Raw genomic sequence first — 22495 nt, 5'->3', positions numbered from 1 at the left:
AGAACAACCAAGCTCACAAACAAGAAGCACTAACTCAGTTAAAGCTTCTATCTCCCCCTTGAACTCAACTCGAAAGCAGAGAGCGTTGATTTTGAACAATTATCTCAAAATTTTATTTAGCCAGCTAAAAAAACCCAAAATACTGACAAAAATCCCCTGTTTTAACGTAAATACTTATTGCTAATCGGAAGATAAATGTACTAATTTTGCTTACAGGTATTGAGGCGCAAAATGGCACAAAAAACGCCCGACGTTCTCAATAATGGCAACGCCAAAGCGGCCATATTTTGATACTGATTTTCATTGTGTTAAGTACGATGTATTCATTTTTTTGAGTGGAAAAAAATATGATTGAACAGTTTTTAGGTGATTGGCAATTAATCCCTGACCGTGCCGATATCGAGTTTGGCAGCCACCCTGTCAGCGGTCATTGTTTAATTAGCCAAGAAGAAGATCTCTTAGTTATTTCTTTCTTTAGCAAGAACGAGCGAGATATCGAAAAAAAGCATCATTACGAACAAATTCCTGACGGTCAATTCCGCCCTTACACAGGAAAAGGCTCTGGTGATGAAGACTGCTTAGAGTTGAAAAACCCAAATCTATTAGAAGCCGTTATCTTAAAAGATTCTGATGTCTTCTTTAGCAAGACCCTTGAGATCAAGCCGGATGGTTGCCTAAAGCTAGTCATGACCAGTGCGCTACCAAGTCATGAGTTAGTATCTAACACTTACTATTTTGAAAAATAGATAAAAAGTAAGCGCTGTTTAATCAAGCCCTTTGATTTAGTTAGGTCGGTGACCTTGGCCTAACTAACCACTTGTAACCACCTGATACCATCATGTTTCGACTTCCAGAAACCCCCATCCATTGCTAGAATTGCCACTTTTCTTGCTTGGGCATAGCATCATGAACAAAAGCTTATTGACTAACCTTCTCGCCTTAACAGCATTGATTATTGGCTACCGATTAGATCAAGAAATACTACTATTTGCTGGCCTGTTCGCCTTCTCTGGCGCCATTACTAACTGGCTAGCAATTCACATGTTATTTGAAAAAGTACCGGGATTGTATGGCTCTGGGGTGATACCTGCACGCTTTGAAGATTTTAAGCTCGGTATTAAAAGCCTGATGATGGAGCAGTTTTTTACCACGGAAAATATTGATCGTTTTTTAAGTAAAGAGCTCGATAGTAAAACCCAGATTGATCTCCAGCCCGTGATCGAAAAGATAGACTTAGCGCCAAGCTTTGACGGCCTAGTTGATGTCATCCTAGCATCTGACTTTGGTGCCATGCTCAACATGCTCGGGGGTAAAACCGCACTTGAGCCACTCAAACAACCCTTTATTAGCAAAATGCAGCAAGCCATGCTCGACATTAGCCAGCAGGACGATTTTCGCCAAAATCTAAAGGCTCAGTTAGAGCAGCCCAATATGATCAATGACATCCGCGACAATGTCGACAGCATCATAGTACAACGCTTAAATGAACTCACCCCAGAGTTGGTCAAACAAATTGTGCAACAAATGATCAAGCAGCATCTAGGATGGTTAGTCGTTTGGGGCGGCGTATTTGGTGGTATTATCGGGGTGATTTCGGCGCTTATTAGCCAAGCTTAATCAGCCAAATCTAAACGCGGCAATAGAGCCCAAACTATTGCCCTTGAATATCTATCTCGCGCTCATGAATGGTGGCAATAATCTTGCTGCCCAATTAAACGAAGGAACCGTGACAGTGGTAATGCGTCCACTGCTAAAACTCGCCCGTAACTTAACCATGGTAGATTCATCTAAGCTAAAGCTCACTTGCTGCTCGGGCGCAAGCTCACCAAATTGCTGCTGGCTTTGCTGCCAGCTCGCACTCACCACCACGGTTTCACTCGAGCGATTAAGCACAATAAATTCTGTTTTGGCTAATTGTAAATTAACGGCATAAACCACCACAGTCACAAACAACACAAAAAATGCCAGAGCACGCCGTGATAATCGCTTACTAACCGCCATAAACCTTCCTGAATCTTGCTACGCTAAGTTAGTCACTATAAAACCAGCCCCGCCATGGGAGCAAGTTTAAAGTTACCAACTTTTTAGCGACTTAACTTAAGCTTTACTGAAAATTGCACAAACACAGGCAACAGCAACGCCCATAACACAGCAAGAACAAGCCCTGAAATCACACTGCCGTATGGCAGCTCCACCGCTCCGAGACGATAACCCGCCAAATAACTTGCTGGCCCAGCGATGGCACCAATCACAGCGACCAACGCCAAAGGAATACGACGCAACCAAGCCAAACTATGGTTTAAGCATAAAGCAAAGTGAAACCAGATAAATACCAGCCAAATAGGGATTAAGGCTTGGTCGGCAAACACAAACAACTGCAAAGCAGAAAGAGCTGAATCTAAGATAATACCGACTAAACTCACCCCCAACATCAAGGTTAAATCGTAGCGACGGTTAGGGATCAAATAAAAGTGGCCGATTAACAACAGCAGAGCAATAGGCCAACTATCTAGTTGCAATAAGATAGAGGTAAACCACACTAGCTGGAACACCAAGGCGTTAACCCAAATGAAATGCTTCACCAGCCAACGAGACACTGATTCAACAGCCCCTACACTCTGTTTAGTCGTTATCATTACTCAAACCAAATTCAATCAACTCAAAGGGCCGCGATAATACGCCAAACACAGGCCATTGCAAAACATTGCCGCCCTAATAGCTTTGGTATCGTTCGCAGCGATATTCAGGTTTGGCCGCCACTAGATGTACCGTACTAATACTGCGCTCTAAAAAGCCGCCTTCGCAATAACACAAGTAGAATTTCCACAAACGAATAAAGTCGTCGCCATAACCCATTTTGCGGATGTCGGACAGTGAGTGTTCAAACCTTTGTAGCCAGTCGCGTAAGGTACGCGCATAATCTAACCCAATATCGTGCAGCTGCATCATCACCATGTCGGTTTTGTTGGCAATATGCTCACTCATCACGCTCACCGAAGGTAAACAACCGCCGGGGAAAATATAACGCTGAATAAAATCCACCCCAGTGCGATAGCTGTCATAACGCTGATCGGCGATAGTAATGGCCTGAATCAACATCTTGCCGTTAGGTTTGAGGCGCTCACTGCAAGTGGTGAAGAAGGTTGCCAAATATTCATGGCCCACGGCTTCAATCATTTCGATAGATACCAGCTTATCGTATTGGCCTTCTAACTTACGGTAATCTTGCTTAAGTAAGGTGATCTGGTCTTGCAGACCTAATTGAGCAACACGCGCACTGGCATATTCATATTGCGCATCGGAAATCGTGGTGGTGGTCACTTGCACACCATAATGCTGCGCCGCATAAATCGCTAAACCACCCCAACCTGTGCCGATCTCCAATAAGGTTTCGCCGGGTTTTAACGCTAAGCGCTGGCAAATCAAATCGAGTTTATGTAACTGTGCCGTCTCTAAATCCGCATCGGCACTGGGGTAAACCGCGCTACTGTAAAGCATTTCTCGATCGAGAAAGGTGCGATACATGTCATTGCCTAAATCATAATGGGCCAAAATATTCTTACGCGAGCCGCGCTCAGAATTGCGATTACTTTTGTGCACCCGCAAGTGACGCAAGCCAGATAACCATGCAAACCGTTTTTCTAGCTTATCCAATACGCCAAGGTTACGCCCTAGCACTTGCACAACCTTAGTCAAATCTGGGCTACTCCAGTCACCTTGAATATAACCCTCGCCAGCGCCGATGCTGCCACCCAGTAAGAATTGACGCCATACTCGGCCATGATGAATAACAATTTTGGCTTGCAGCGCTGCATGTTGATCACCGTAGAAAACACGCCCGTCATGATCTTCGATAGTCAGACCCGCATCTTGTAATTGCATGAGTATTTTACAGATGACTTTTTTGGCTATTTTGTCTAGCCACTGGCTAGGCTGAGCTTGCAGCGTTACCGCGTTTGAATTATCCATTTTTATGCTCCGTCGCTGACCCCGGGTGAGGGATATATGGCACTTTTTTTAAGTAGAGTTTGAGTGCCTGCCAATAAATACCCGCCAAGGTCTTTATGGTCATAGAAGGCAGTTTTATCACTTGATTACGTAAATTCTGATTAGTTAGATCTAAGCGCTGTAACATTAAACTGGCATCAAACAGTTTAGCGCTATTGTGGTTTTCCATATGCAGGCGTAATTGTTTGGCAGGCGGTTTAATGCGCCAGTGGTATTTCATGTCTAAGTCCATAAAGGGTGACACGTGAAACACCTTATCGGTCGGCTCATTAGCACTGACATCAACCAAATAGTAATGGCGTTCATTCCATGGGGTATTGCTGACCTCGGCCAGCAAATACATCAGTTGATCGTCTTGGCCGTAGCAGTAATAGAAATTGACTGGACTGAAATAAAGCCCAAAGCAACGCAATTGGCCCAACATTAACACGCGGCCACCATACTCTGTGCCACCTAATGCCTTGACTTGTTGCCACACCGCTGTGCGCGTCACCCGCTGCTCAGGGTGTAAGTAATCACTGTGGCGAAACGTCAGTGGCGCCCATTTATCTTGCTTGAACCAAGCGCCCAACTCAGCCACGGCATCCAATTCATCTAAATCGAGCGCCAAGAAGAAGACACGATATTTAAAGTCATGAGCGACAGGCGCAAAACGGCGATGGCGCACCATGCCTTGATAAATAGCACTGTGTGCTAGTTTGTTTGCTGCCTGCTGTTGCTTGCTCGCTTGACTCATAAGCTGATCCCAAAGCGCTGGCACACATCAAGGGCACTGCGTACCCCGTCTTCATGAAAACCGTTATACCAATAGGCTCCCGCAAAGTGAGTATGACGCTGACCACAAATCTGCTGCCTATTTTGCTGCGCCGCTAGGCTAGCTTGGTTAAACACCGGATGCATGTATTTAAATTCACGCAATATTTTGTCACGGTCAATGGCATGACTTTGATTTAAGGTGACACAGAACGTCGGCGCATCCGCAGGTAATCCCTGCAAAATATTCATATCGTAGGTCACACTGGCCGGATTATCGCGCTGCCCATTAAGCTGATAATTCCACGCCGCCCACGCTTTTTTCCGTTTCGGTAATAACTTGGTATCTGTGTGTAATACCACATCGTTAACGCTGTAAGCTAAATCAGCCAAAATCTTTTGCTCTTGCTCACTGGCATCGGCCAGCATGGCGAGGCTTTGATCGCTGTGACAGGCCAGCACTACATCATCAAAGTACATCTGCTGACCGTTATTTAAGGTTAGCACCACACCTTCTTCGCCACGCTCCACCCGAGTCACCGCAGTGTTTAACTGGATTTTGTCTTTAAAATCGGCAATTAAAGGCTCAATATAACTGCGCGAGCCACCTTCAATCACGTACCATTGCGGACGATCATTAATGTTGAGCAACCCGTGGTTATGAAAGAAGCGAATGAAAAATAGCAATGAAAACGCTTCCATATCGGCCAAGCTGGATGACCAGATCGCCGCGCCCATCGGCAAAATATAATGTTCGCTGAAGAAATCTGAAAAGTTCTGCTGGCGTAAAAACTCGCCCAAGGTTAACTCAGGATCGATGGCTTGCTCGGCCCATAGCGCCTTACACTTGGCATTAAAGCGCAAAATTTCGCTAATAAAAGACCAAAACTTAGGATTGATAATATTGCGACGCTGGGCAAACATTGTATCTAGATTGTGGCCATTGTATTCCAGCCCAGTTTGTACATTGTTGACGCTAAAGCTCATTTCCGTCGGCTTGGCTTTAACGCCAAGTTGTGCCAATAAACGCTCAAAATTTGGATAGGTACGGTCGTTAAAAACAATAAAGCCGGTATCAATGGCCCAACGCTTGCCATCCACGTCAACATCCACCGTTGCGGTATGGCCACCTATATAATCATTCGCTTCAAACACCTGAATATCGTGCTCTCGATTGAGCAAATAGGCCGAAACCAGCCCTGAAATACCTGTACCAACAATCGCTATTTTTTTCATTATTTGCGGATCCTTGCTGCCAAACCTTGCCACATAAATTCAGGTAGCATGGCGAGCGTTTTTAAGATTAAAGTAAATTTTTTAGGAAAATGAACATCAAAACGGTCTTTAGCCAAGCCCGAGATGATCGCGTGACTGGCTTGTGTCACATCGACGCTCATTGGCATGGGGAAATCGTTTTTGGCTGTCAACGGCGTATTCACAAAACCGGGGTTGATCAAACTGACGGCAATGCCGCTTGGTTTTAAATCTATCGCTAAGGTACGCGCCAAATAACTTACCGCCGCCTTACTTGCCCCATAAGCTTCCGCCCGAGGTAAGGCGACATAGCTGGCGCTGGAGCCCATTAGCGCTAGCTTACCGCCGCGCTTTAACAAGGGCAGCAAGTGCTGTAAGCAATAACCTAGGCTAATGACGTTGGTTTGCATTACTCGCTCAAACAAGGCGCCATCAAAATGCTTAGCATCGTCTATGTATTCGCAAGTACCCGCATTGAGAATAAGCAAGTCCAACGCGGTAATTTTTCGTGCCGCATGCTCTATTTCAGCAGCGAGATTAATATCAAAGCAAAGGGGGTGAAGATGCTCGCCCGCTTGCTGCTTAAGCTCGCTCAATGCAGCCTGATTGCGACCACAGGCCCAAACAATCCAGCCTTGTTTGCAGTAATCAAGGGCCAACTGACGGCCTATGCCTGATGTCGCGCCGGTAATGAATACTTGTTGCATTAATACTCCTTGACTCATACTTAACGCGTGGCCCGTCGCTTGATTTGACGAATGCAACTACCCAACAGCGGAATATGCTCGTATAGCATTTCTCCGAGATCGACATAGTCCCGATGATAGTAAATTTTTTCTTTGAATTTCAGATGGCTGGCACCCTTTACCTGAACAGGCTTGCCCCCATTAAGCTTGGGGTGAGAATAGGTCATCAACCAAAACAAACTAGCTTGGCCATCTTGTTCAATCACCTGCTCAATCAAGAAATCACATTGATTAAGCGATTGGTATAAGCCAGCAAAATACTGCGTTAATTGCGCCAAGCCATGAACATGATGCAAGGCATCGATAAACTCAATGTCAGCATCATAAACCTCAGCTAAGCGGATTAGATTATCTTTGTTTAGCTGCTGATAGAGTGCAACAAATTCATCGATAATGGCTGTTTTCACTGGGATAACCTCTCGCACGTTAGCATTAACTTTTGCCTAACACAGCAAACGCATCTAATGCTCTTTGCCTTGCAAAACTGTGTTCCACCATGGGCTTATGATACCGAATAGGGCGTAACTCGGGTTTCGGCAAGTGGATGTTTTTTGCTGATAAATTAATAAGTTCTGGACAATATTTACGGATAAAAGAACCGTCGGGATCAAACCTTTCGCTTTGCCTCACCGGATTAAAAATTCGAAAATAAGGCTGGGCATCACAGCCCGTACTCGCCGCCCATTGCCAGCCGCCATTATTGGCAGCCAAGTCCGCATCAATTAATTGCTGACTGAAATATCGCTCGCCCTTGCGCCAATCGATTAACAAATGCTTAGTCAGAAAACTCGCGACCACCATGCGTAACCGATTATGCATCCAACCGGTTTGGTTGAGTTGACGCATGGCAGCATCGACCAATGGATAACCTGTTTCCCCCGCGCACCATGCCTGAAAGTCTTGGTCACTATTGCGCCAAACAATATGGTCTGCCTTAGCAACAAAGTTATGACCCATCGAGAGTTTGGGGTGGGCAATCAGTAAATGACGGTAGAAATCTCGCCACGCTAATTCACTGATCCAACAAAATGCCCCGCTGTCAGGTTGATGCAGCGCATCAGGGAAATGCTGCAGTACTTGATGTAAACATTGCCTTGGACTTAGCACCCCCAAAGCAAGATAGGGCGATAAGCAACTGGTTTGTTCCAAAGCAGGCATATCACGATAGTTTTTGTAGTCCGCCAAACGATGCTGCACAAAATCCGATAACGCTTGCTGAGCATGATCTTCACCAATGGGCCACTGCTGGCTGTCACGCAACGGATAGGCGAACTCAATCGGGCTGCTCTCAACGGCAGGAGCAATGGGCGCTGGAGCAGGCAAAGGCGCAGCAAAGCTACTCGCTAGCTTAGCTAACCATTGCTTGCGAAACGGCGTAAAAACCTTAAACATTTCGCCAGCTTGGGTATACACAGTGCCCGGCGCCATAATGCAATGCCCTTCAAACAACCGCAAAGGTAGACCTGCGCTCAATACCGCTTTATCACGACGCACCTCATTAAGCTCAGGCTCGGTATTAGCGTAAATATTGCTGATTTGATGGCGCTGACAATACTCGGTTAAAAAGCTTGGAATATCAGTAAAGTGTTCAACTTGGCAACACTCGGTAACCACACCTAAAGCGGCCAATTGTTGTGCCATTAGATTGAGGCTACGTTGCATAAAGTCAGCCTGAATCGGGGCTAAGTTATGGGCTTGCCATTGCGATGGACTACTAATAAACAAGGCCCGCGTCGGACCTGACGCCATGGCCGCAGCCAAGGCAGGGTTATCACAAATACGAAAATCTTTACGGATCCACAACAGGTTCATTGCCAGCTCTCTTTATGTTTACGACTATCGGCGAGGGGAAGCCCAAGGTTCATTTGATGTAATGCAGCAAACTCTCCAATCAAGTAACTTTGCTTAGAGAATTTCATAAACAGTTGTTTTTGTTGCGTTGTTACTTGCGCAGGTAAATCAAAAAGCAGGCTTACCGGGGCAATCCTGCTGAGCGCTAAGTTGAGCTGAGAAAGCTCATTAAGTATCAATAAGGTCACCTTATAACCCGCCAGTGCCCATTCATTTACCTGTAGCAACGGCTGCCACCAAACACGCTGGCCAACACTAATAATCCAAACTGATTCACTTGGGTTGGCCTGATTGGCTAACTGCCACCGAGTGTAAAATCGCAGCTTGATTTGCTGCTCTAGCCAAGCTTGGATTAACTCGCCATCCGCTCTTTGCTGACAAATCAGTAGGCAATGCTTTAACCATGGCTGTAACACCTGCTCCGACGCCAAGCTAAATGGATACAAAGAAGTTAAATGATCTAACCTTTGATGTAGTTTGGTGCTGTTAAGCGCTACACAATCCCCTATCAGATCATCCACTTGTTGCTGCCAATTGTTTGGCTCAGCTTTAATTACCCGCTGGCCAAGCAAAGGCTTCACTTGGCTAATAGGCACGCCCTTTTCCAGCCAACTAACAATCTCATGTACCAGCGCGATATCTTGTTCACTGTATAACCTGTGGCCCTTGGCTGTGCGCTGTGGATTTAGCAAACCAAAGCGGCGTTGCCATGCTCGCAAGGTTACCGCATTAACCCCAGTTCGCTGTGATACCTCGCGAATGGGATAGAGAAGTTGCTCAGTGCTCATAGCGTAACTTCAACTCTTCAGGGTGCGGGTTTAAGTATATTTGCTGTTCAATGTAAGCATCTGGATAGAGGGTTAAGTAGTGCTTGATTAACGTCATTGCGGCCAACAGCGGAATTAACCCCTGACGGTATTTATCTATGGTTTTAGCCAATTGCTGACGCTCTTCGCTGCGTAGGCTGCGCTTTAAATAACCTTGAATATGAGACAAGGTGTTGGCATGACTTTTCCGCGTCGGATGGCCTTTAAGTACCTGCATAAACAGTTCAATATATTGATCGGCAATATCCTCTACATCCCCAGTCGCCTGAGCTAACAAGGGACCTAGCTTGTAATACAGGTTTACATCATGGGCCATAAGCAAATATTTATAGCGGGCATGAAACTTGTACAAAGCATCACGCGTCGCCCCACCCGCGCGTAACTGTTGCCAATCATGGTAAGCAAAAACGCGGGTGATAAAGTTTTCCCGCAGCACAGGATCGTTGAGGCGGCCTTCTTCTTCTACTGGCAATAAAGGATGATCGGCCATCACCCGAGCCGCAAACACGCCAACGCCCTCACGAACCGCGTCTTTGGTGCCATCCTTGTACAAGTTAACCCGCTCCATGCCGCAGGTGGGCGATTTAGCACAGAAAATATAGCCCGTAATGCCGGTCAGTTGAGCCGATTTTTTGGCTGAAAAATCGCGCAATTTGTCGGTCACATCAAAGCTATCATCGGAAGCCTTAACCCTAATATCACCAAGCTGATTAACCAAGCGGATGGTTTTTCGAGGAGCGCCCATGCCGATGGCCATTTCTGGACATATCGGTTGAAAATCAAAATACTGGCTAAGGTCGTAACGACAATATTTACTTTGTTTATGGCCGCCATCAAAGCGAACTTCTTGGCCTAATAGGCAAGAACTAATGCCTATTTTAATTTTATTGGGTTCAAAGCTATACATTGGTGTCGCCCTTGTACAAGTGAGATAAGATAACTTTAGTCTAAAGTTGTACTAATTTGTTTTATTTGTACAACTTATTGCGCATTTCGGATCACTTTGACGAGATGTTTTTAGATTAACTTTTTAATTCCGTGTTAAATTCATAATATTTTCAAAGTTAATCAAGGGAATGATCTGAGTGAAAACGACCAATAAAGCGGCAACCTTACATGTCCATATCACCAGCTTATTTGTCACGCTTATTCTTGTTTTTGGTTTAGTTCTTGCTGTCTTCAATTATCAGCAAAGCAGCCAGCTGATCCTTGATGCCTCTCATCAAGTCGTTAGACAAACCGATAAGCAAGTCGAAGAGCATTTTGAAAGTGGTTACGGCCGCGCAAACGCCATTGTCGAGATTTTCGCTGAGACTGAATTGACTCAGTCAGCCTATCTGACCACACAAACGATTAACTCGCCGCAACTTTGGCAAGCTCTGCGCGCAAGCCGTGGCGTGGAAGCCATTTATGTTGCTTACAATAATGGTGATTTTTTATATCTTGGTAGACTTCATCAGGAAAGTCGTAAGAAATACAGTAACAACCCAGATGTGCAGTTTGTTGTCACTGTGATCAAGCAACAAAACCAAGACCGCCCCTACCAAGCTTGGACGGCTTTGCTAGATGCCAGTGGGCAACAGATTGGCCCAGTTAACACCCAAGTCGAGCCCTTTGATCCCAAGACGCGACCTTGGTTTATCCAAGCCGAGCAAGCTAGCGAAACCATTCTCACCGAGCCTTACCCATTTAAGGCAACCGGCCAGATGGGTGTCACCATAGCGAAACAAAATAAACAAACAGGTGCGGTTGTTGCCTTGGATTACTCCATGTACCGCCTGTCACAAACCTTAGGCCAACGTAAACATACCCCCAACTCATTACTACTATTGGTTAACCCACAGCAAGTATTGCTTGCCTCTAGCTTGTTATTTGATGCCAACAAAAGCAATCAACAAGCCAGCACAGGGACTCAGCCAGATGATCATCCTGTTGTTGAATTTATCAAGGCAAACTATGAACTTAAGCCGCAAAACTTAAGTTTCGAACTGAACCAAGAACAATGGTTAGGTGAAATCAGTGAAGTGAACCTCTCGGCGCAGCAAAGCTATTACTTGATATCCGTTTCGCCCAGCTCTGAATTGTTAGCCGAAGCTTACTCAATGCGCAACCAAACCTTAATGGTAACCTTAGGCATTATTATTTTAGTGATCCCAATTGCTTGGTTGGTTGCACGCTATATTGCCGCCCCAATTAAACGCTTAACCCAAGAATTAGAAGCCATCAACAACCTAGACTTTAGCCAGCCCATCAGCGCGGTTAGCCGAATTAAAGAAGTGGTCGATTTAGCGACGACCGCTGCAACCATGAAAACCACCATTAGCCAGTTTCAAACCCTGTCTTCCGCCATGCTCGCAAGTCATGATCTTAACAACTTGGCACAACAAATAACGGAAAAAACAACCGAAATGAGCCATGCTCAGGGAGGTGTTTTATATCTCACGTCACCCGATCAAGAAGACCATTTTCATAGCGTGGCGGCCTATTTCAGTGGATCCAATGCGGAGTTATCACAACAAATTAGTCATGCCATCACACAGCAAGACCACATTACACTGTCTCATATCTTTCCCACCGAGGATGAGATTAGCGTTGCTCAACGACACCAAAATGAACACCAATCCTCTTTGGATTTATTAGCTTACAGCGTGTTGGAATGCACCCAATACACCATCACTTGGATCAAATTGCGCAATCACAGTAATAAAGTGATCGGTTTTTGTGGTTACCTCGATCCACCGCAGCACTCGACCAAACGTCGTCCCAATCACTTTATTCAAGCCCTAGCGGGTTATTCGGCACTGGCTTTGGAGGGGCAACAATTACTGCAACAACAAAAAGCCTTATTAGAAAGCTTTATCGAGCTCATCGCGGGAGCCATTGACAGTAAATCGCCTTATACAGGAGGGCATTGCTCACGAGTGCCAGAGCTAACCAAAATGCTAACTCAAGCCGCCTGTGCACAAGACCAAGGGGCTTACCAAGACTTCCAACTGAGTGATGAACAATGGCAAGAGTTACACATCGCCGCTTGGCTGCATGACTGTGGCAAAATTGTGACGCCTGAGTACGTGGTCGATAAAGCGACCAAGTTAGAAACTATTTACGATCGCATTCATGAAGTACGGATGCGATTTGAATTATTGAAACAACAAGCCCATAGCCAATATTGGCAAGGCTTAGCTGAAGGAGGTGAGCCCACCAAGCTCGCTCAGCTTCGCGATGACTTGTTGCAAACCTTAGACCGAGAGTTTGAGTTTGTAGCTCAGTGTAATATCGGCGGTGAATTTATGTCTGATGAAAAAATCACCCAACTTCAAGCCATTGCGCAGCGCACTTGGACCCGAACACTCGATGACACCTTAGGCATAGGTGAGGAAGAATTAAGACGCAAACAAGCTAACCAAGTTAGCTTACCGGCTCAAGAGCCATTGCTAATGGATAAGCCTGAGCACTTATTCACTCGCCAAGATGACGAACTGACTGCGCCGGGTAACCCTTGGGGCTTTAATATGGATACACCGAAATATCGCTTCAACCGCGGTGAGCTGTACAACCTGTCGGTGAGAAAAGGCACCTTAACCGAAGAAGATCGCTTTATCATCAATTCACATATGGTTCACACCCACATTATGTTGACCAAACTGCCATTTCCAGACCATCTCAAACAGGTACCTTTGATTGCTTCTAGTCACCATGAAAAAATGGACGGGCAAGGCTATCCGAAAAAAGTACCTGCTGGAGACTTACCTTTAACCGCCCGTATTATGGTGATCGCAGATATCTTTGAAGCCCTCACTGCCGCTGATCGGCCTTACAAAAAAGCCAAAACCCTCAGTGAAAGTATTAACATTATGAGCTTTATGGTGAAGGATCAGCATATCGACCCTGAACTGTTCAAATTGTTTCTCACTTCAGGGGTCTATTTACAGTATGCTCAGGCATACTTACAACCGGATCAAATCGATTCCGTTGATATAGCGAAATACCTTTAATCAAGACAACTTGGCTCTAGCTGGTTAATATTTCACTAGAGCCAAAAATAACAGTTGACCTAGCAAACAGTTACATTACATTTGCCAGCATTTATTATTTGTCACTAAACCAAGTAACGACAAAGCTAGGAGCGCCTATGGAAGTCATTTCTGTCATAATCGCACAATATAAATTACTCATCACCATTGCGGTGATTGCCAGTTTTCCACTGCTAGTTAAGGCACAAAATAAAGTGCTCGAAAACATGGTGAGAGGGCGCATCGATCCCCACCGTCGTTACCGTGCAGGCTTATTACTCAAAATCATCTCAGCAATAGTCATGCTTTGTTTATTGCTTATTGTTTGGGGTATTGAATTGCGTGGGTTATTAGTGGTTGGCTCTTCGCTGTTTGCCATGCTAGGTGTCGGTTTATTCGCAGGCTGGTCTCTGTTAAGTAACCTGACCTCATTTTTACTGTTATTTATTCAAAATGACTGTCGAGTAGGCCAGTGGGTGCGCATTGTTGATGGCGGTAACTTTATCGAAGGCTGTATCATGGAAATGGGCTTGATGAACGTTGTTTTGCAGCACATTGATGGTCATAAAGTGCTCTATCCAAATAATCTGTTTATTGTCCGACCAGTCATGGTACTCAATAAGCCGCCGGAAAAAGTTAAAAAAGTACAGCCCAAGCGCTTGATTGGTCGAGCTCAAGCTGATGCTTGATTCTCGAGTCCAAGCTGATGCTTGATTAGGAGCCATTATGGAGCAAGATATTAGCCAAATTATTTCGCAAATTTCTGCCGCATCACCCGACAACCAAGATGCGCTGTTTAATATTGCGGAAAAAGAGCTAGACGATGGTGCACTGTCGCTAATTCTTGAATCTCAACCCATCGAAAAGCGGATTCATTTGTGGCGTACCTTGTCACTCAATCACAGTGTCGCGGTTTTAACCGAGATGCGCTCCGATGCACGTAACTCGATCATTCAAAATTTATCACCTATCGAGTTAGATCTGGTTCTTTCTCGCTTAGATAATGCCGACCTGATTGAATGGGCCGATTACCTCCCCCCCGAAATAGTTGAACAAGCCCTTGGCTTGATTGATGAAGAAGAAATCGAATTATTCGATCAGGCCAACGAGTACAGCGATGAAGAAATCGGTCGTTATGCAGAACGTAAAGTTTTGATTTTGGCCAAAGGTCTGCGCGTTCGCCACGCCTTACGATTAATCAGCCGTGATCCCAGCAATGTACAACCCACCATCTATTTAGTAGACAAACACGGTATCTACTTTGCAACCTTGGCGGTACAACAACTGTTTAATGCACCATTGGATCAACCCGTACGTGAGTTGGCCGATGAGGAGCAGCAAGCTATCTCGGCAGAAATGGGCTTACTAGAAGCCTCGGAATTAATCGAACATGCCGAATACGATTGCTTGCCAGTAGTCAATGAGCATAACCGCTTGATTGGCCAAATCAGTGTCCGTTTAGGCATGTCGATTATCCGCGAAGAATACGAAAACACCTTAATGGCACGCGCCGGTTTAAGTGAAAGCCAAGACTTATTTGCTCCTGTTGTTGATAGCGCCAAAAAACGAGCCGTATGGTTGGGGATTAACCTAGTAACCGCAATTTTTGCCTCGATTACCATAGGCTTGTTTGAAGATGTGATTGCCGAAGTGGTGGCGTTAGCGGTATTGATGCCGATTGTCGCTTCGATGGGAGGGATCGCCGGTAGCCAGACCTTAACCTTGATGATCCGCGCGATGGCGCTCAATCAAGTTTCTGCTGGTAACTTATTATCTTTGATTAAAAATGAATGCGGCATTGGCGCCCTAAATGGCTTGCTTTGGGCCTTGGTGATAGGCTTGATTGCTGGGCTCTGGTTCCAATCGCCTCTTATTGGCGCCATTATCGCCTTGGCGATCTGTATTAACATTATCACCGCTGCGTTATTTGGCGTATTAATTCCCATGGTGCTAGAAAAGTTAAAATTAGACCCGGCATTGGCTGGCTCAGTGGTACTGACAACCGTCACCGATGTAGTTGGTTTTTTTGCCTTTTTAGGTACTGCGACGCTTTTGATTTTATAATTTCAAATGCCGGGGAAAAGACCAATGTGATGCAAGTAAAAAGTGGCGTTTCGTATAACGAAATGCCACTCTTTTCGATAGGTTAGCTATGATACGCTCGCCCTGATAGGGTTTCGGCTTAACTATTTTCGCCAAGATAGCCAGCGCGGATGTGCTCATCTTCAATATCAAGCATCTCACCAATAAAGGTTTCCACTTGTTGCTCAACGTGCTTATCGGGCTCAGAGAAGAATGCGATATGAAACACCGCATCACCTTCGTTAACCAAAGGCAAAGTCTGTTGCCCTATCACGATACCACTGCGCGGGGCTTTCAAGGTGGACTCGTCAACCCCCAATGGCGCACTGATATACGCCAGCACTTGCCCTCGGCTGACTCGCTCACCCAGCGACACTTGGCTGCGCACTATGCCGTCAGACTCAGCTCGCACCCAACTGCTCGAGCGTGCAATCACCGGTTCACTGGCTCGCTGTTTACGCGACATCCGAAGCATGCCTAAACTTCGCATGACACTGACAACCCCCCTTAAACCACCCGTAATAGCGATAGGGTCAAAACGTAATGCTTCACCCGCTTCATAGGTAATAACGGGGATATCTAAATTTTCTGCTTCACTGCGCAGTGAGCCATCACGCAATGAGGCATCGATGATCACAGGCGTACCAAAAGCAAACGCCATAGCATTGGTGGCCTCATTGGATAAATTTGCGCGGATTTGTGGCAAATTAGTTCGATGAATGGCACCGGTATGCAAATCGATAATATGAGTACAATGTTTTACCAGATTATCAAAAAATACATGAGCCATGCGTGACCCCAAGGAGCCGCGCGATGAGCCAGGAAAACAGCGATTCAAATCGCGGCGATCCGGCAAATATCGCGACTTATGAATAAAGCCAAACACATTCACCACAGGCACGGCCACCAGCGTACCTTTCAATTGCTGTGGGTTTATTTTCGCCAATAATTGACGAACCACTTCCACACCATTGAGTTCATCGCCATGGATAGCCGCACACACCATCAATACAGGGCCTTGATAAACCCCATTAATCACTTCAACAGGAAAATCTAATGTTGAGTGGGTATATAGTTTAGCCGCCTCAAGATCGAGCTGTTTCCTTTGACCCGGTAATATTTGTTCGCCGAGTAAATTAAAGACCTTATTCTTTTTAGCCCTTGCCACGTGTCGATGTCCTTTTCGAGGCTGCATTTTGCTCTATAAAACTCACTATCAGGTCGGCAATGTCTTTGCCTGTGGCTTTTTCGATCCCTTCTAAGCCGGGGGAAGAATTCACCTCCATCACCAGAGGACCGCGCTCGGAACGTAGCAAATCAACCCCAGCGACATTTAACCCCATGGCGCGAGCCGCTGCTATGGCCGTGCGACGCTCGGCAGGGGTGATCTTAACTAGGCTTGCACTGCCACCTCGGTGCAAGTTGGAGCGAAATTCACCTTCACCAGCTTGGCGTTTCATCGCCGCAATCACTTTATCGCCGATAACGAAGCAGCGAATATCAGCACCACCTGCTTCTTTGATGTACTCTTGCACCATGATGTTTGCCTTTAATCCCATAAAGGCTTCGATAACGCTTTCTGCCGCTTTACGAGTTTCGGCTAACACCACGCCTATGCCTTGGGTACCTTCCAATAATTTGATCACCACAGGTGCACCGCCAACCATCTCCAATAAGTCTTTAACATCGTCAGGCTTACTGGCAAACCCCGTGATCGGCATACCTATACCTTTACGCGATAACAACTGCATTGAACGTAATTTGTCACGAGAGCGGGTGATCGCCACCGATTCATTCACCGGGTAAACGCCCATCATTTCAAACTGACGCAGCACCGCACAACCATAGAAAGAAACCGACGCACCAATTCGCGGTACGATGGCATCAAAGCCACTTAATTCCTCGCCTTTAAAATGGATTTCTGGTTTCTCTGAATTGATATTCATGTAACAACGTAATGCGTCAATGACTTTGACTTCATGGCCGCGTTTCTCACAAGCCTCGATTAAACGGCGCGTTGAGTAGAGATTTTTATTTCTGGATAAGATTCCAATTTTCATAACATTTATTTCCTCTCGCTGGGGACTTTTCCAGCTAGGTATGACCCTTGTGGATCGACGGTAATGCGCCCATTCATAGCTGTGCGGCCAAGTAGCATTCTAAACATCATACTATCACGATTAGTCAGGGTTATTTCGATAGGCCACTGCTGCTCAGCAATACTTAAATGCGTGGTAATGACATAACGCGTTTCGGTGTGACCGCCAGAATCAGTCACATTACGCTGATCGGTCACTTTCGCTTCACAGATCATTTCTAGCTGATCGTTTTGCTGCTGTGGGTGTAACCAGAATCTGACCCACAGCTCATCGTTGCGACTAAATTCTTCGACCTTAAACGCATGCAAGCACGATGTACGCGCACCTGTGTCTACCTTGGCCTTTATCTCAGCAATACCTAAATCCGGTAGTGACACCCATTCGCGCCATCCAACTTGAATCTTGTTAGTCATGAGCTATAAATTCCTTTGCACCTGCCAAATGATGTGGGCTTTTATTAAGCCTTGCTTTGTATACTTAAACAACTGATGAAACAAGTAAAAAAATTATTCAAAAGCCGCTCCATCCCTTTACTATAGCTAGGCTTAAGCCGTTTTTCGCAATCATTAAAATTAAATAGTGACGGAGTTTGTACTATGCCATTTTCTGGAATGATCCATGGTTTACTACTTGATGCAAAAGGTGGAGCTAAACACCTTGAAAATATTGAAGAAATTAATAATTGGCGCGCTGATGATGGGCAGCTATGGTTGCACTTAGACTACACAGATCAAACCGCTATTGATTGGCTCACAACGCAATCCGGCTTATCTGAGCATGTTATTGATTCTCTGTTGGCTGGTGAAACGCGTCCTCGTGTTACCGGAACTCATCACGGCCAAGCAACCTTGATCTTTTTACGTGGCGTAAATCTTGCCCCCGAGCAGGATCCTGAAGACATGGTTTCCATTCGCCTCTACGTTGACCAGAACAAAATAATCAGCACCCGTAAACGCAGATTACTCTCGGTAGACGACATTCGAAATCAGCTAATGGCCGGTCAGGGTCCACGCAATATTACCGAGGTCATCGCCATGCTGACCGACCGCTTAACCATGCGAATGCAGCATGTGATAGATAATCTTGAATTGCGCTTGGACAACATCGAAAACGAAATTTTTGTCGCCGGCGAATTAACCATAGGCCAAGAAATTTCAGCAATTCGCCGCCAAACAATCGTGCTTAAACGCTATATCACACCACAACAAGCCGCACTCAGTAAACTCTATGAAAGCAGTTACCCTTGGATTGATGAAGCATTTCGACATGAGTTTAAAGAAGCTGCAAACCATTCGATGCGCTATGTAGAAGAGCTGGAAGTGATGGTCGAGCGAGCACAAATCGCCTATGAAGAGCGCTCAGATTTATTATCAGAGCAGCTTAACCAACGCATGTATGTAATGTCGATAGTGGCCGCCATATTCTTACCGCTCGGCTTTTTAACCGGCTTACTAGGTATTAACGTGGGTGGGATCCCAGGCGCTGATAATCCGGCATCATTCTATATCTTTATTGCTGTGTTGGCTGCACTGACAGCCTCTATGGTGGGGTTATTTTGGTGGAAAAAGTGGCTCTAGGGGCACAAGCCCCTATTAGCTTGGCGGATTATAATTAAGATTAATAATCCGTTTAAAACCGCAGATGTCGACTATTCTTCGTCTTCTTCGGTTTCTAGCTCGCGGTTAATTTGACTGCGATTAGGATTTCCCGTCACCCCAAAAAAGGTCTTTCCTTTTGCTAACGTGCGGTACTTAATCCATACTTTTTCAACCACAGACTCGGCAGGTAATTCACCTTGAGCCACTTTAACAAATCGCTTTTCTTCGTCTGTGATGGGTGCTTGTTCGCCTTTTGCTAAGGCCATCAAGGTGCGCCCTAAGCTTTCTAATAGTTCAGCTTCTTTGATGGTAAAATCACCGCTACGCTTAAAACCGTAAGGAAAAGACTGATCGTCATAAAAAGCTGCGCCGCATGCAAAACTGGTCGCCATAATTATTTTCCTTCTTTTGCTGATTTTAGTTGCATCCAGCTGAATCTTAGTCATTATTCGCAATTACTAAATCAAAATTTTTTTTTCTATACAGTGAAGGTTTTTGATGGATACCGAGCTACTTAAGACCTTTTTAGAGGTTGGCCATACCCGCCACTTTGGTAAAGCAGCTGAAAACTTATACTTAACGCCATCTGCGGTAAGTTTTCGCATCAAGCAATTGGAAAGCTTGTTGGGCGTTGCGCTATTTAGCCGCCATCGCAATAATATCCAAATCACCCCCGCAGGTGAACGGATGCGACCTTATGCCGAAGCCATGCTAAACGCTTGGGAGCGAGCCCAACAAGATATCGCCCTCAGTGAAAATAACGCTATGCAGCTTTCCATTGGCGCGGCACCAAATCTATGGGATTCATTTTTACAACCTTATATCAATCAGGTACATAGCTCACTACCTAGCCTTTCCCTGCGAGCAGATGTAATTTCGCCACAACTCATGTCACGCCAACTACTCGAGCGCAGTTTAGATATCGCGGTATTATTTGATCCTCCCAAGGTCGATGATATTAAACGAGAGTTACTGCAACAAGTCGAGCTGGTCATGGTCACCAGTGACCACCAGCAATCTCCATTAGTCGCCAATATCGACAAATACATCAAGGTGGATTGGGGCACCGCATTTAACGTGCAGCATGCGCGTGAATTCTCTGGTTTACCTCAGCCTGTACTTCACACCAGCTCGGTACGCATTGGTTTGGACTTTGTGCTGCAAAATGGCGGGGCGGCCTTTTTACCTAAGGCGCTGATTCAGCCTTATATCGATGCAGGTGATTTAGTCGCGATTACCGACGCCATCAGCGTAGAAAGAAGTGTTTATGCCGCTTATTTACCCGACAGCGATCGCATCGAGCAGATACAACAAGTATTAGGTTTCTTCCAAGAGCAATAAGCAAAACCCAAGCAAGGTTTCAGGGATATGAGCATGAAAAAGGTGATAATTAGCTGGAGCTCGGGTAAGGATTCGGCCTTAACACTGCTAAAGATGTTGCAATCAGATCATTATCAAGTCGTGGGGCTGTTTACGACTTATTCGGCTGAAAAATCCTTAGTCCCTATTCAAGCAACCCCGATTCAATTTGTGCGTTTACAGGCCGAGGCTATCGGCTTGCCCCTGCTAGAAATTCCCATGGATAAAGGGGTGAGCAACAATCAATACCAACAAACACTGATTGCAGCCTTAGAGGCATGGCCCCTTGATTTTGACGCCATCGCCTTTGGCGACATATACAATAATGGCATTGCCGATTTTCGTAAAAAAGTCTTTCAAGACACAAGCATTGAATGTGTATTTCCACTACTTAAAGATAGGGTGGGCAAACAATCGCGGGATATTGCCGACCAAATTATTCAGTCTGGCATTAAAGCCATGTTGCAAAGCATTAACTTACGTCATTTAGACAATCAATACTGCGGTGCTATCTATTCCCCTGAATTATTGGATCGCCTGCCAAAGCAGGTCGACCCATGTGGCGAAGGTGGTGAATTTCACACCTTTGTATTTGATGCCCCATTTTTCAAACACAAAATAATGCTGGAGCCGTTAGACCAAGAGCATCAGCACTATCACCACGGCTCAGATATGAATATGTTAGTACAACGCTTTAATGCTCAGCTGGCCTGATCAAGACTCGCTAAAAAACTATTCACAACGCTCAAACACCGTAGCGATGCCTTGACCTAAGCCGATACACATAGTTGCAAGGCCAAATTTGGCTTGTTGCTGCGCCATCACATTAAGCAATGAGCCACATATTCGCGCCCCTGAACACCCCAACGGATGACCCAAAGCAATTGCACCACCGTGTAAATTAACCCGCTCAGACCAATCGTCTAACTGCAGTGCTTGTAATACCGCCAAAGACTGTGCCGCAAAGGCTTCATTCAGCTCGATGACATCAATATCTTGCAAGGTTAAATGAGCTCTTTCCAGCGCCTTGCGCGAAGCTTCAACTGGGCCTAGACCCATTACCGAAGGTTCACAACCCGATATGGCTATGCCTCGCACTTTAGCCTTGATGGGAAGCCCCAAGGTTTTAGCTCGCGCCTCACTCATTAACAATAAGGCAGCCGCGCCATCAGACAAGGCTGAAGATGTGGCCGCAGTAATAGAGCCATGCACAGGATCAAACACGGGACGCAACTGGGATAACTGTTCAAGACTGGTCTCTTCGCGAATGACCTCATCCGCCGCAACCGAGATCAAAGCGCCATCAGCACGATGACCTAAGGTGGCGACCCTTTCATGATCAAACTTGCCTTGCTGGTGAGCTTGATGGGCAAGTTGATGGGATCGCACTGCAAATTCATCTTGCTGACGGCGCGAGATGGAGAATTTTCTGGCCAACAATTCCGCCGTTAATCCCATCATGCCGGCTGCTTTGGCGGAGTATTTGGCGATGCCCGGATGAAAATCCACGCCATGGTTCATGGGTAAATGCCCCATATGCTCAACCCCGCCAACAATAAAACAGTCACCATCACCACACATAATGGCTCGAGTGGCATCATGCAAGGCTTGCATCGATGAGCCACACAAGCGATTCACCGTTACCGCGCCTATGGTTTTTGGCAACCCAGCTAATAAAGCCGCATTACGTGCTACATTAAACCCTTGCTCTAAGGTTTGCTGCACACAACCCCAATAGATATCTTCTATGGTGTTAGCATCTAAAGCTTCATTGCGCGCGAGCAGCTGTTGCATCAGATGAGCGCTTAAATCTTCGGCTCGAACATGACGATACACGCCGCCTTTGCTGCGCCCCATCGGTGTACGAATTGCATCCACCACTACTACTGAATTAAGCTCTGCCAT

The 22495-nt window shown here is 45.8% G+C and carries 23 protein-coding genes; 8 read left to right on the top strand and 15 right to left on the bottom strand.

The features are described from left to right. Positions 1 to 347 precede the first annotated feature (347 nt). Together ACK8OT_RS13580 and ACK8OT_RS13575 are read left to right on the top strand one after the other, a co-directional pair. Positions 348 to 746, top strand: coding sequence for a hypothetical protein (locus tag ACK8OT_RS13580; protein WP_410197062.1), 399 nt, complete (start codon positions 348 to 350; stop codon positions 744 to 746). A 160-nt stretch (positions 747 to 906) separates the two neighbouring features. After that, positions 907 to 1617: a DUF445 domain-containing protein gene (locus ACK8OT_RS13575; protein WP_410197061.1), complete on the top strand. Its 711-nt coding sequence runs from the start codon at positions 907 to 909 to the stop codon at positions 1615 to 1617. Between the two features lie 51 nt (positions 1618 to 1668). Here ACK8OT_RS13575 and ACK8OT_RS13570 read toward each other — a convergent pair whose 3' ends face one another. The 10 genes from ACK8OT_RS13570 to ACK8OT_RS13525 form a co-directional block, all read right to left on the bottom strand. After that, on the bottom strand, positions 1669 to 2001 hold the full coding sequence (locus ACK8OT_RS13570) for a hypothetical protein (protein WP_410197060.1): 333 nt from the start codon (positions 1999 to 2001) through the stop codon (positions 1669 to 1671). 83 nt (positions 2002 to 2084) lie between these two features. Next, positions 2085 to 2636, bottom strand: a complete 552-nt coding sequence (locus ACK8OT_RS13565) for a DUF2878 domain-containing protein (RefSeq protein ID WP_410197059.1) — start codon at positions 2634 to 2636, stop codon at positions 2085 to 2087. Positions 2637 to 2712: 76 nt separating this feature from the next. After that, on the bottom strand, positions 2713 to 3969 hold the full coding sequence (locus ACK8OT_RS13560) for a class I SAM-dependent methyltransferase (RefSeq protein WP_410197058.1): 1257 nt from the start codon (positions 3967 to 3969) through the stop codon (positions 2713 to 2715). Continuing rightward, a complete protein-coding gene (locus tag ACK8OT_RS13555) occupies positions 3962 to 4744 on the bottom strand; it encodes a DUF1365 domain-containing protein (protein ID WP_410197057.1) in 783 nt (260 codons plus the stop codon). Before ACK8OT_RS13555 ends, ACK8OT_RS13560 begins: the two co-directional genes overlap by 8 nt. After that, positions 4741 to 5997: an NAD(P)/FAD-dependent oxidoreductase gene (locus tag ACK8OT_RS13550; protein ID WP_410197056.1), complete on the bottom strand. Its 1257-nt coding sequence runs from the start codon at positions 5995 to 5997 to the stop codon at positions 4741 to 4743. Before ACK8OT_RS13550 ends, ACK8OT_RS13555 begins: the two co-directional genes overlap by 4 nt. After that, complete coding sequence (locus tag ACK8OT_RS13545) at positions 5997 to 6722, bottom strand: SDR family NAD(P)-dependent oxidoreductase (protein ID WP_410197055.1); 726 nt, start codon at positions 6720 to 6722, stop codon at positions 5997 to 5999. The genes ACK8OT_RS13550 and ACK8OT_RS13545 overlap by 1 nt, the downstream gene beginning before the upstream one ends. A gap of 20 nt (positions 6723 to 6742) precedes the next feature. Further along, positions 6743 to 7168, bottom strand: coding sequence for a nuclear transport factor 2 family protein (locus tag ACK8OT_RS13540; RefSeq protein WP_410197054.1), 426 nt, complete (start codon positions 7166 to 7168; stop codon positions 6743 to 6745). Positions 7169 to 7193: 25 nt separating this feature from the next. Next, positions 7194 to 8573 (bottom strand): deoxyribodipyrimidine photo-lyase, encoded by a 1380-nt coding sequence (gene phrB / locus ACK8OT_RS13535; RefSeq protein WP_410197053.1) that lies wholly within the window; start codon positions 8571 to 8573, stop codon positions 7194 to 7196. Next, positions 8570 to 9400 carry a MerR family transcriptional regulator gene (locus ACK8OT_RS13530; RefSeq protein WP_410197052.1) on the bottom strand — a complete coding sequence of 277 codons (831 nt, stop codon included), beginning with the start codon at positions 9398 to 9400 and terminating at the stop codon, positions 8570 to 8572. The genes phrB and ACK8OT_RS13530 overlap by 4 nt, the downstream gene beginning before the upstream one ends. After that, the gene (locus ACK8OT_RS13525; protein ID WP_410197051.1) at positions 9390 to 10346 is read right to left on the bottom strand and encodes a YbgA family protein; all 957 of its coding nucleotides are present in this window, start codon (positions 10344 to 10346) and stop codon (positions 9390 to 9392) included. The genes ACK8OT_RS13530 and ACK8OT_RS13525 overlap by 11 nt, the downstream gene beginning before the upstream one ends. Positions 10347 to 10524: 178 nt before the next feature. On the opposite strand from ACK8OT_RS13525, the gene ACK8OT_RS13520 reads away from it, so the two are divergent. The 3 genes from ACK8OT_RS13520 to ACK8OT_RS13510 all read left to right on the top strand — a co-directional run bounded on the left by ACK8OT_RS13520 (position 10525) and on the right by ACK8OT_RS13510 (position 15516). Beyond that, the gene (locus tag ACK8OT_RS13520) at positions 10525 to 13434 is read left to right on the top strand and encodes an HD domain-containing phosphohydrolase (protein ID WP_410197050.1); all 2910 of its coding nucleotides are present in this window, start codon (positions 10525 to 10527) and stop codon (positions 13432 to 13434) included. Positions 13435 to 13571: 137 nt separating this feature from the next. Then, positions 13572 to 14141 (top strand): mechanosensitive ion channel domain-containing protein, encoded by a 570-nt coding sequence (locus tag ACK8OT_RS13515; protein WP_410197049.1) that lies wholly within the window; start codon positions 13572 to 13574, stop codon positions 14139 to 14141. A 37-nt stretch (positions 14142 to 14178) separates the two neighbouring features. Continuing rightward, positions 14179 to 15516, top strand: coding sequence for a magnesium transporter (locus tag ACK8OT_RS13510; protein WP_410197048.1), 1338 nt, complete (start codon positions 14179 to 14181; stop codon positions 15514 to 15516). 118 nt (positions 15517 to 15634) lie between these two features. On the opposite strand, the gene ACK8OT_RS13505 is transcribed toward ACK8OT_RS13510, so the two are convergent. Genes ACK8OT_RS13505 through ACK8OT_RS13495 form a run of 3 tightly spaced genes read right to left on the bottom strand, consistent with a single transcriptional unit; the run spans position 15635 to position 18046 of the window. Beyond that, positions 15635 to 16702: a succinylglutamate desuccinylase/aspartoacylase family protein gene (locus ACK8OT_RS13505; RefSeq protein WP_410197047.1), complete on the bottom strand. Its 1068-nt coding sequence runs from the start codon at positions 16700 to 16702 to the stop codon at positions 15635 to 15637. Further along, positions 16689 to 17594 carry a 30S ribosomal protein S6--L-glutamate ligase gene (gene rimK, locus ACK8OT_RS13500; protein WP_410197046.1) on the bottom strand — a complete coding sequence of 302 codons (906 nt, stop codon included), beginning with the start codon at positions 17592 to 17594 and terminating at the stop codon, positions 16689 to 16691. The genes ACK8OT_RS13505 and rimK overlap by 14 nt, the downstream gene beginning before the upstream one ends. Before the next feature lie 5 nt (positions 17595 to 17599). After that, positions 17600 to 18046, bottom strand: coding sequence for an ATP-dependent zinc protease family protein (locus ACK8OT_RS13495; protein ID WP_410197045.1), 447 nt, complete (start codon positions 18044 to 18046; stop codon positions 17600 to 17602). Between the two features lie 183 nt (positions 18047 to 18229). Here ACK8OT_RS13495 and ACK8OT_RS13490 point away from each other — a divergent pair, with 183 nt between their 5' ends. Then, complete coding sequence (locus ACK8OT_RS13490; RefSeq protein WP_410197044.1) at positions 18230 to 19210, top strand: zinc transporter ZntB; 981 nt, start codon at positions 18230 to 18232, stop codon at positions 19208 to 19210. A 71-nt stretch (positions 19211 to 19281) separates the two neighbouring features. Here ACK8OT_RS13490 and ACK8OT_RS13485 read toward each other — a convergent pair whose 3' ends face one another. Beyond that, a complete protein-coding gene (locus tag ACK8OT_RS13485) occupies positions 19282 to 19623 on the bottom strand; it encodes a MaoP family protein (protein WP_410197043.1) in 342 nt (113 codons plus the stop codon). Positions 19624 to 19729: 106 nt separating this feature from the next. Between ACK8OT_RS13485 and hdfR the strand changes: the two genes are divergently transcribed. Beyond that, positions 19730 to 20572, top strand: a complete 843-nt coding sequence (gene hdfR, locus ACK8OT_RS13480; protein ID WP_410197042.1) for an HTH-type transcriptional regulator HdfR — start codon at positions 19730 to 19732, stop codon at positions 20570 to 20572. 33 nt (positions 20573 to 20605) lie between these two features. Further along, positions 20606 to 21304 (top strand): Dph6-related ATP pyrophosphatase, encoded by a 699-nt coding sequence (locus ACK8OT_RS13475; protein ID WP_410197041.1) that lies wholly within the window; start codon positions 20606 to 20608, stop codon positions 21302 to 21304. Positions 21305 to 21322: 18 nt separating this feature from the next. Here the strand turns inward: ACK8OT_RS13475 and fadA are convergent, their stop codons facing one another. Continuing rightward, positions 21323 to 22495 (bottom strand): acetyl-CoA C-acyltransferase FadA, encoded by a 1173-nt coding sequence (gene fadA / locus ACK8OT_RS13470; protein ID WP_410197040.1) that lies wholly within the window; start codon positions 22493 to 22495, stop codon positions 21323 to 21325.

The sequence above is a fragment of the Motilimonas thetidivivens genome, from assembly GCF_046452435.1.
Taxonomy (GTDB): Bacteria; Pseudomonadota; Gammaproteobacteria; order Enterobacterales; family CBDFNC01; genus Motilimonas.
This window is presented reverse-complemented; position numbering and strand designations above follow the sequence as displayed.

What these genes read in the sequence shown, in the direction of transcription:
- ACK8OT_RS13580 (WP_410197062.1), top strand. Translation starts at nt 348, where the DNA reads ATGATTGAACAGTTTTTAGGTGATTGGCAATTAATCCCTGACCGTGCC.
- ACK8OT_RS13575 (WP_410197061.1), top strand. Translation starts at nt 907, where the DNA reads ATGAACAAAAGCTTATTGACTAACCTTCTCGCCTTAACAGCATTGATT.
- ACK8OT_RS13570 (WP_410197060.1), bottom strand. Translation starts at nt 2,001, where the DNA reads ATGGCGGTTAGTAAGCGATTATCACGGCGTGCTCTGGCATTTTTTGTG.
- ACK8OT_RS13565 (WP_410197059.1), bottom strand. Translation starts at nt 2,636, where the DNA reads ATGATAACGACTAAACAGAGTGTAGGGGCTGTTGAATCAGTGTCTCGT.
- ACK8OT_RS13560 (WP_410197058.1), bottom strand. Translation starts at nt 3,969, where the DNA reads ATGGATAATTCAAACGCGGTAACGCTGCAAGCTCAGCCTAGCCAGTGG.
- ACK8OT_RS13555 (WP_410197057.1), bottom strand. Translation starts at nt 4,744, where the DNA reads ATGAGTCAAGCGAGCAAGCAACAGCAGGCAGCAAACAAACTAGCACAC.
- ACK8OT_RS13550 (WP_410197056.1), bottom strand. Translation starts at nt 5,997, where the DNA reads ATGAAAAAAATAGCGATTGTTGGTACAGGTATTTCAGGGCTGGTTTCG.
- ACK8OT_RS13545 (WP_410197055.1), bottom strand. Translation starts at nt 6,722, where the DNA reads ATGCAACAAGTATTCATTACCGGCGCGACATCAGGCATAGGCCGTCAG.
- phrB (WP_410197053.1), bottom strand. Translation starts at nt 8,573, where the DNA reads ATGAACCTGTTGTGGATCCGTAAAGATTTTCGTATTTGTGATAACCCT.
- ACK8OT_RS13530 (WP_410197052.1), bottom strand. Translation starts at nt 9,400, where the DNA reads ATGAGCACTGAGCAACTTCTCTATCCCATTCGCGAGGTATCACAGCGA.
- ACK8OT_RS13525 (WP_410197051.1), bottom strand. Translation starts at nt 10,346, where the DNA reads ATGTATAGCTTTGAACCCAATAAAATTAAAATAGGCATTAGTTCTTGC.
- ACK8OT_RS13515 (WP_410197049.1), top strand. Translation starts at nt 13,572, where the DNA reads ATGGAAGTCATTTCTGTCATAATCGCACAATATAAATTACTCATCACC.
- ACK8OT_RS13510 (WP_410197048.1), top strand. Translation starts at nt 14,179, where the DNA reads ATGGAGCAAGATATTAGCCAAATTATTTCGCAAATTTCTGCCGCATCA.
- rimK (WP_410197046.1), bottom strand. Translation starts at nt 17,594, where the DNA reads ATGAAAATTGGAATCTTATCCAGAAATAAAAATCTCTACTCAACGCGC.
- ACK8OT_RS13495 (WP_410197045.1), bottom strand. Translation starts at nt 18,046, where the DNA reads ATGACTAACAAGATTCAAGTTGGATGGCGCGAATGGGTGTCACTACCG.
- ACK8OT_RS13490 (WP_410197044.1), top strand. Translation starts at nt 18,230, where the DNA reads ATGCCATTTTCTGGAATGATCCATGGTTTACTACTTGATGCAAAAGGT.
- ACK8OT_RS13485 (WP_410197043.1), bottom strand. Translation starts at nt 19,623, where the DNA reads ATGGCGACCAGTTTTGCATGCGGCGCAGCTTTTTATGACGATCAGTCT.
- hdfR (WP_410197042.1), top strand. Translation starts at nt 19,730, where the DNA reads ATGGATACCGAGCTACTTAAGACCTTTTTAGAGGTTGGCCATACCCGC.
- ACK8OT_RS13475 (WP_410197041.1), top strand. Translation starts at nt 20,606, where the DNA reads ATGAAAAAGGTGATAATTAGCTGGAGCTCGGGTAAGGATTCGGCCTTA.
- fadA (WP_410197040.1), bottom strand. Translation starts at nt 22,495, where the DNA reads ATGGCAGAGCTTAATTCAGTAGTAGTGGTGGATGCAATTCGTACACCG.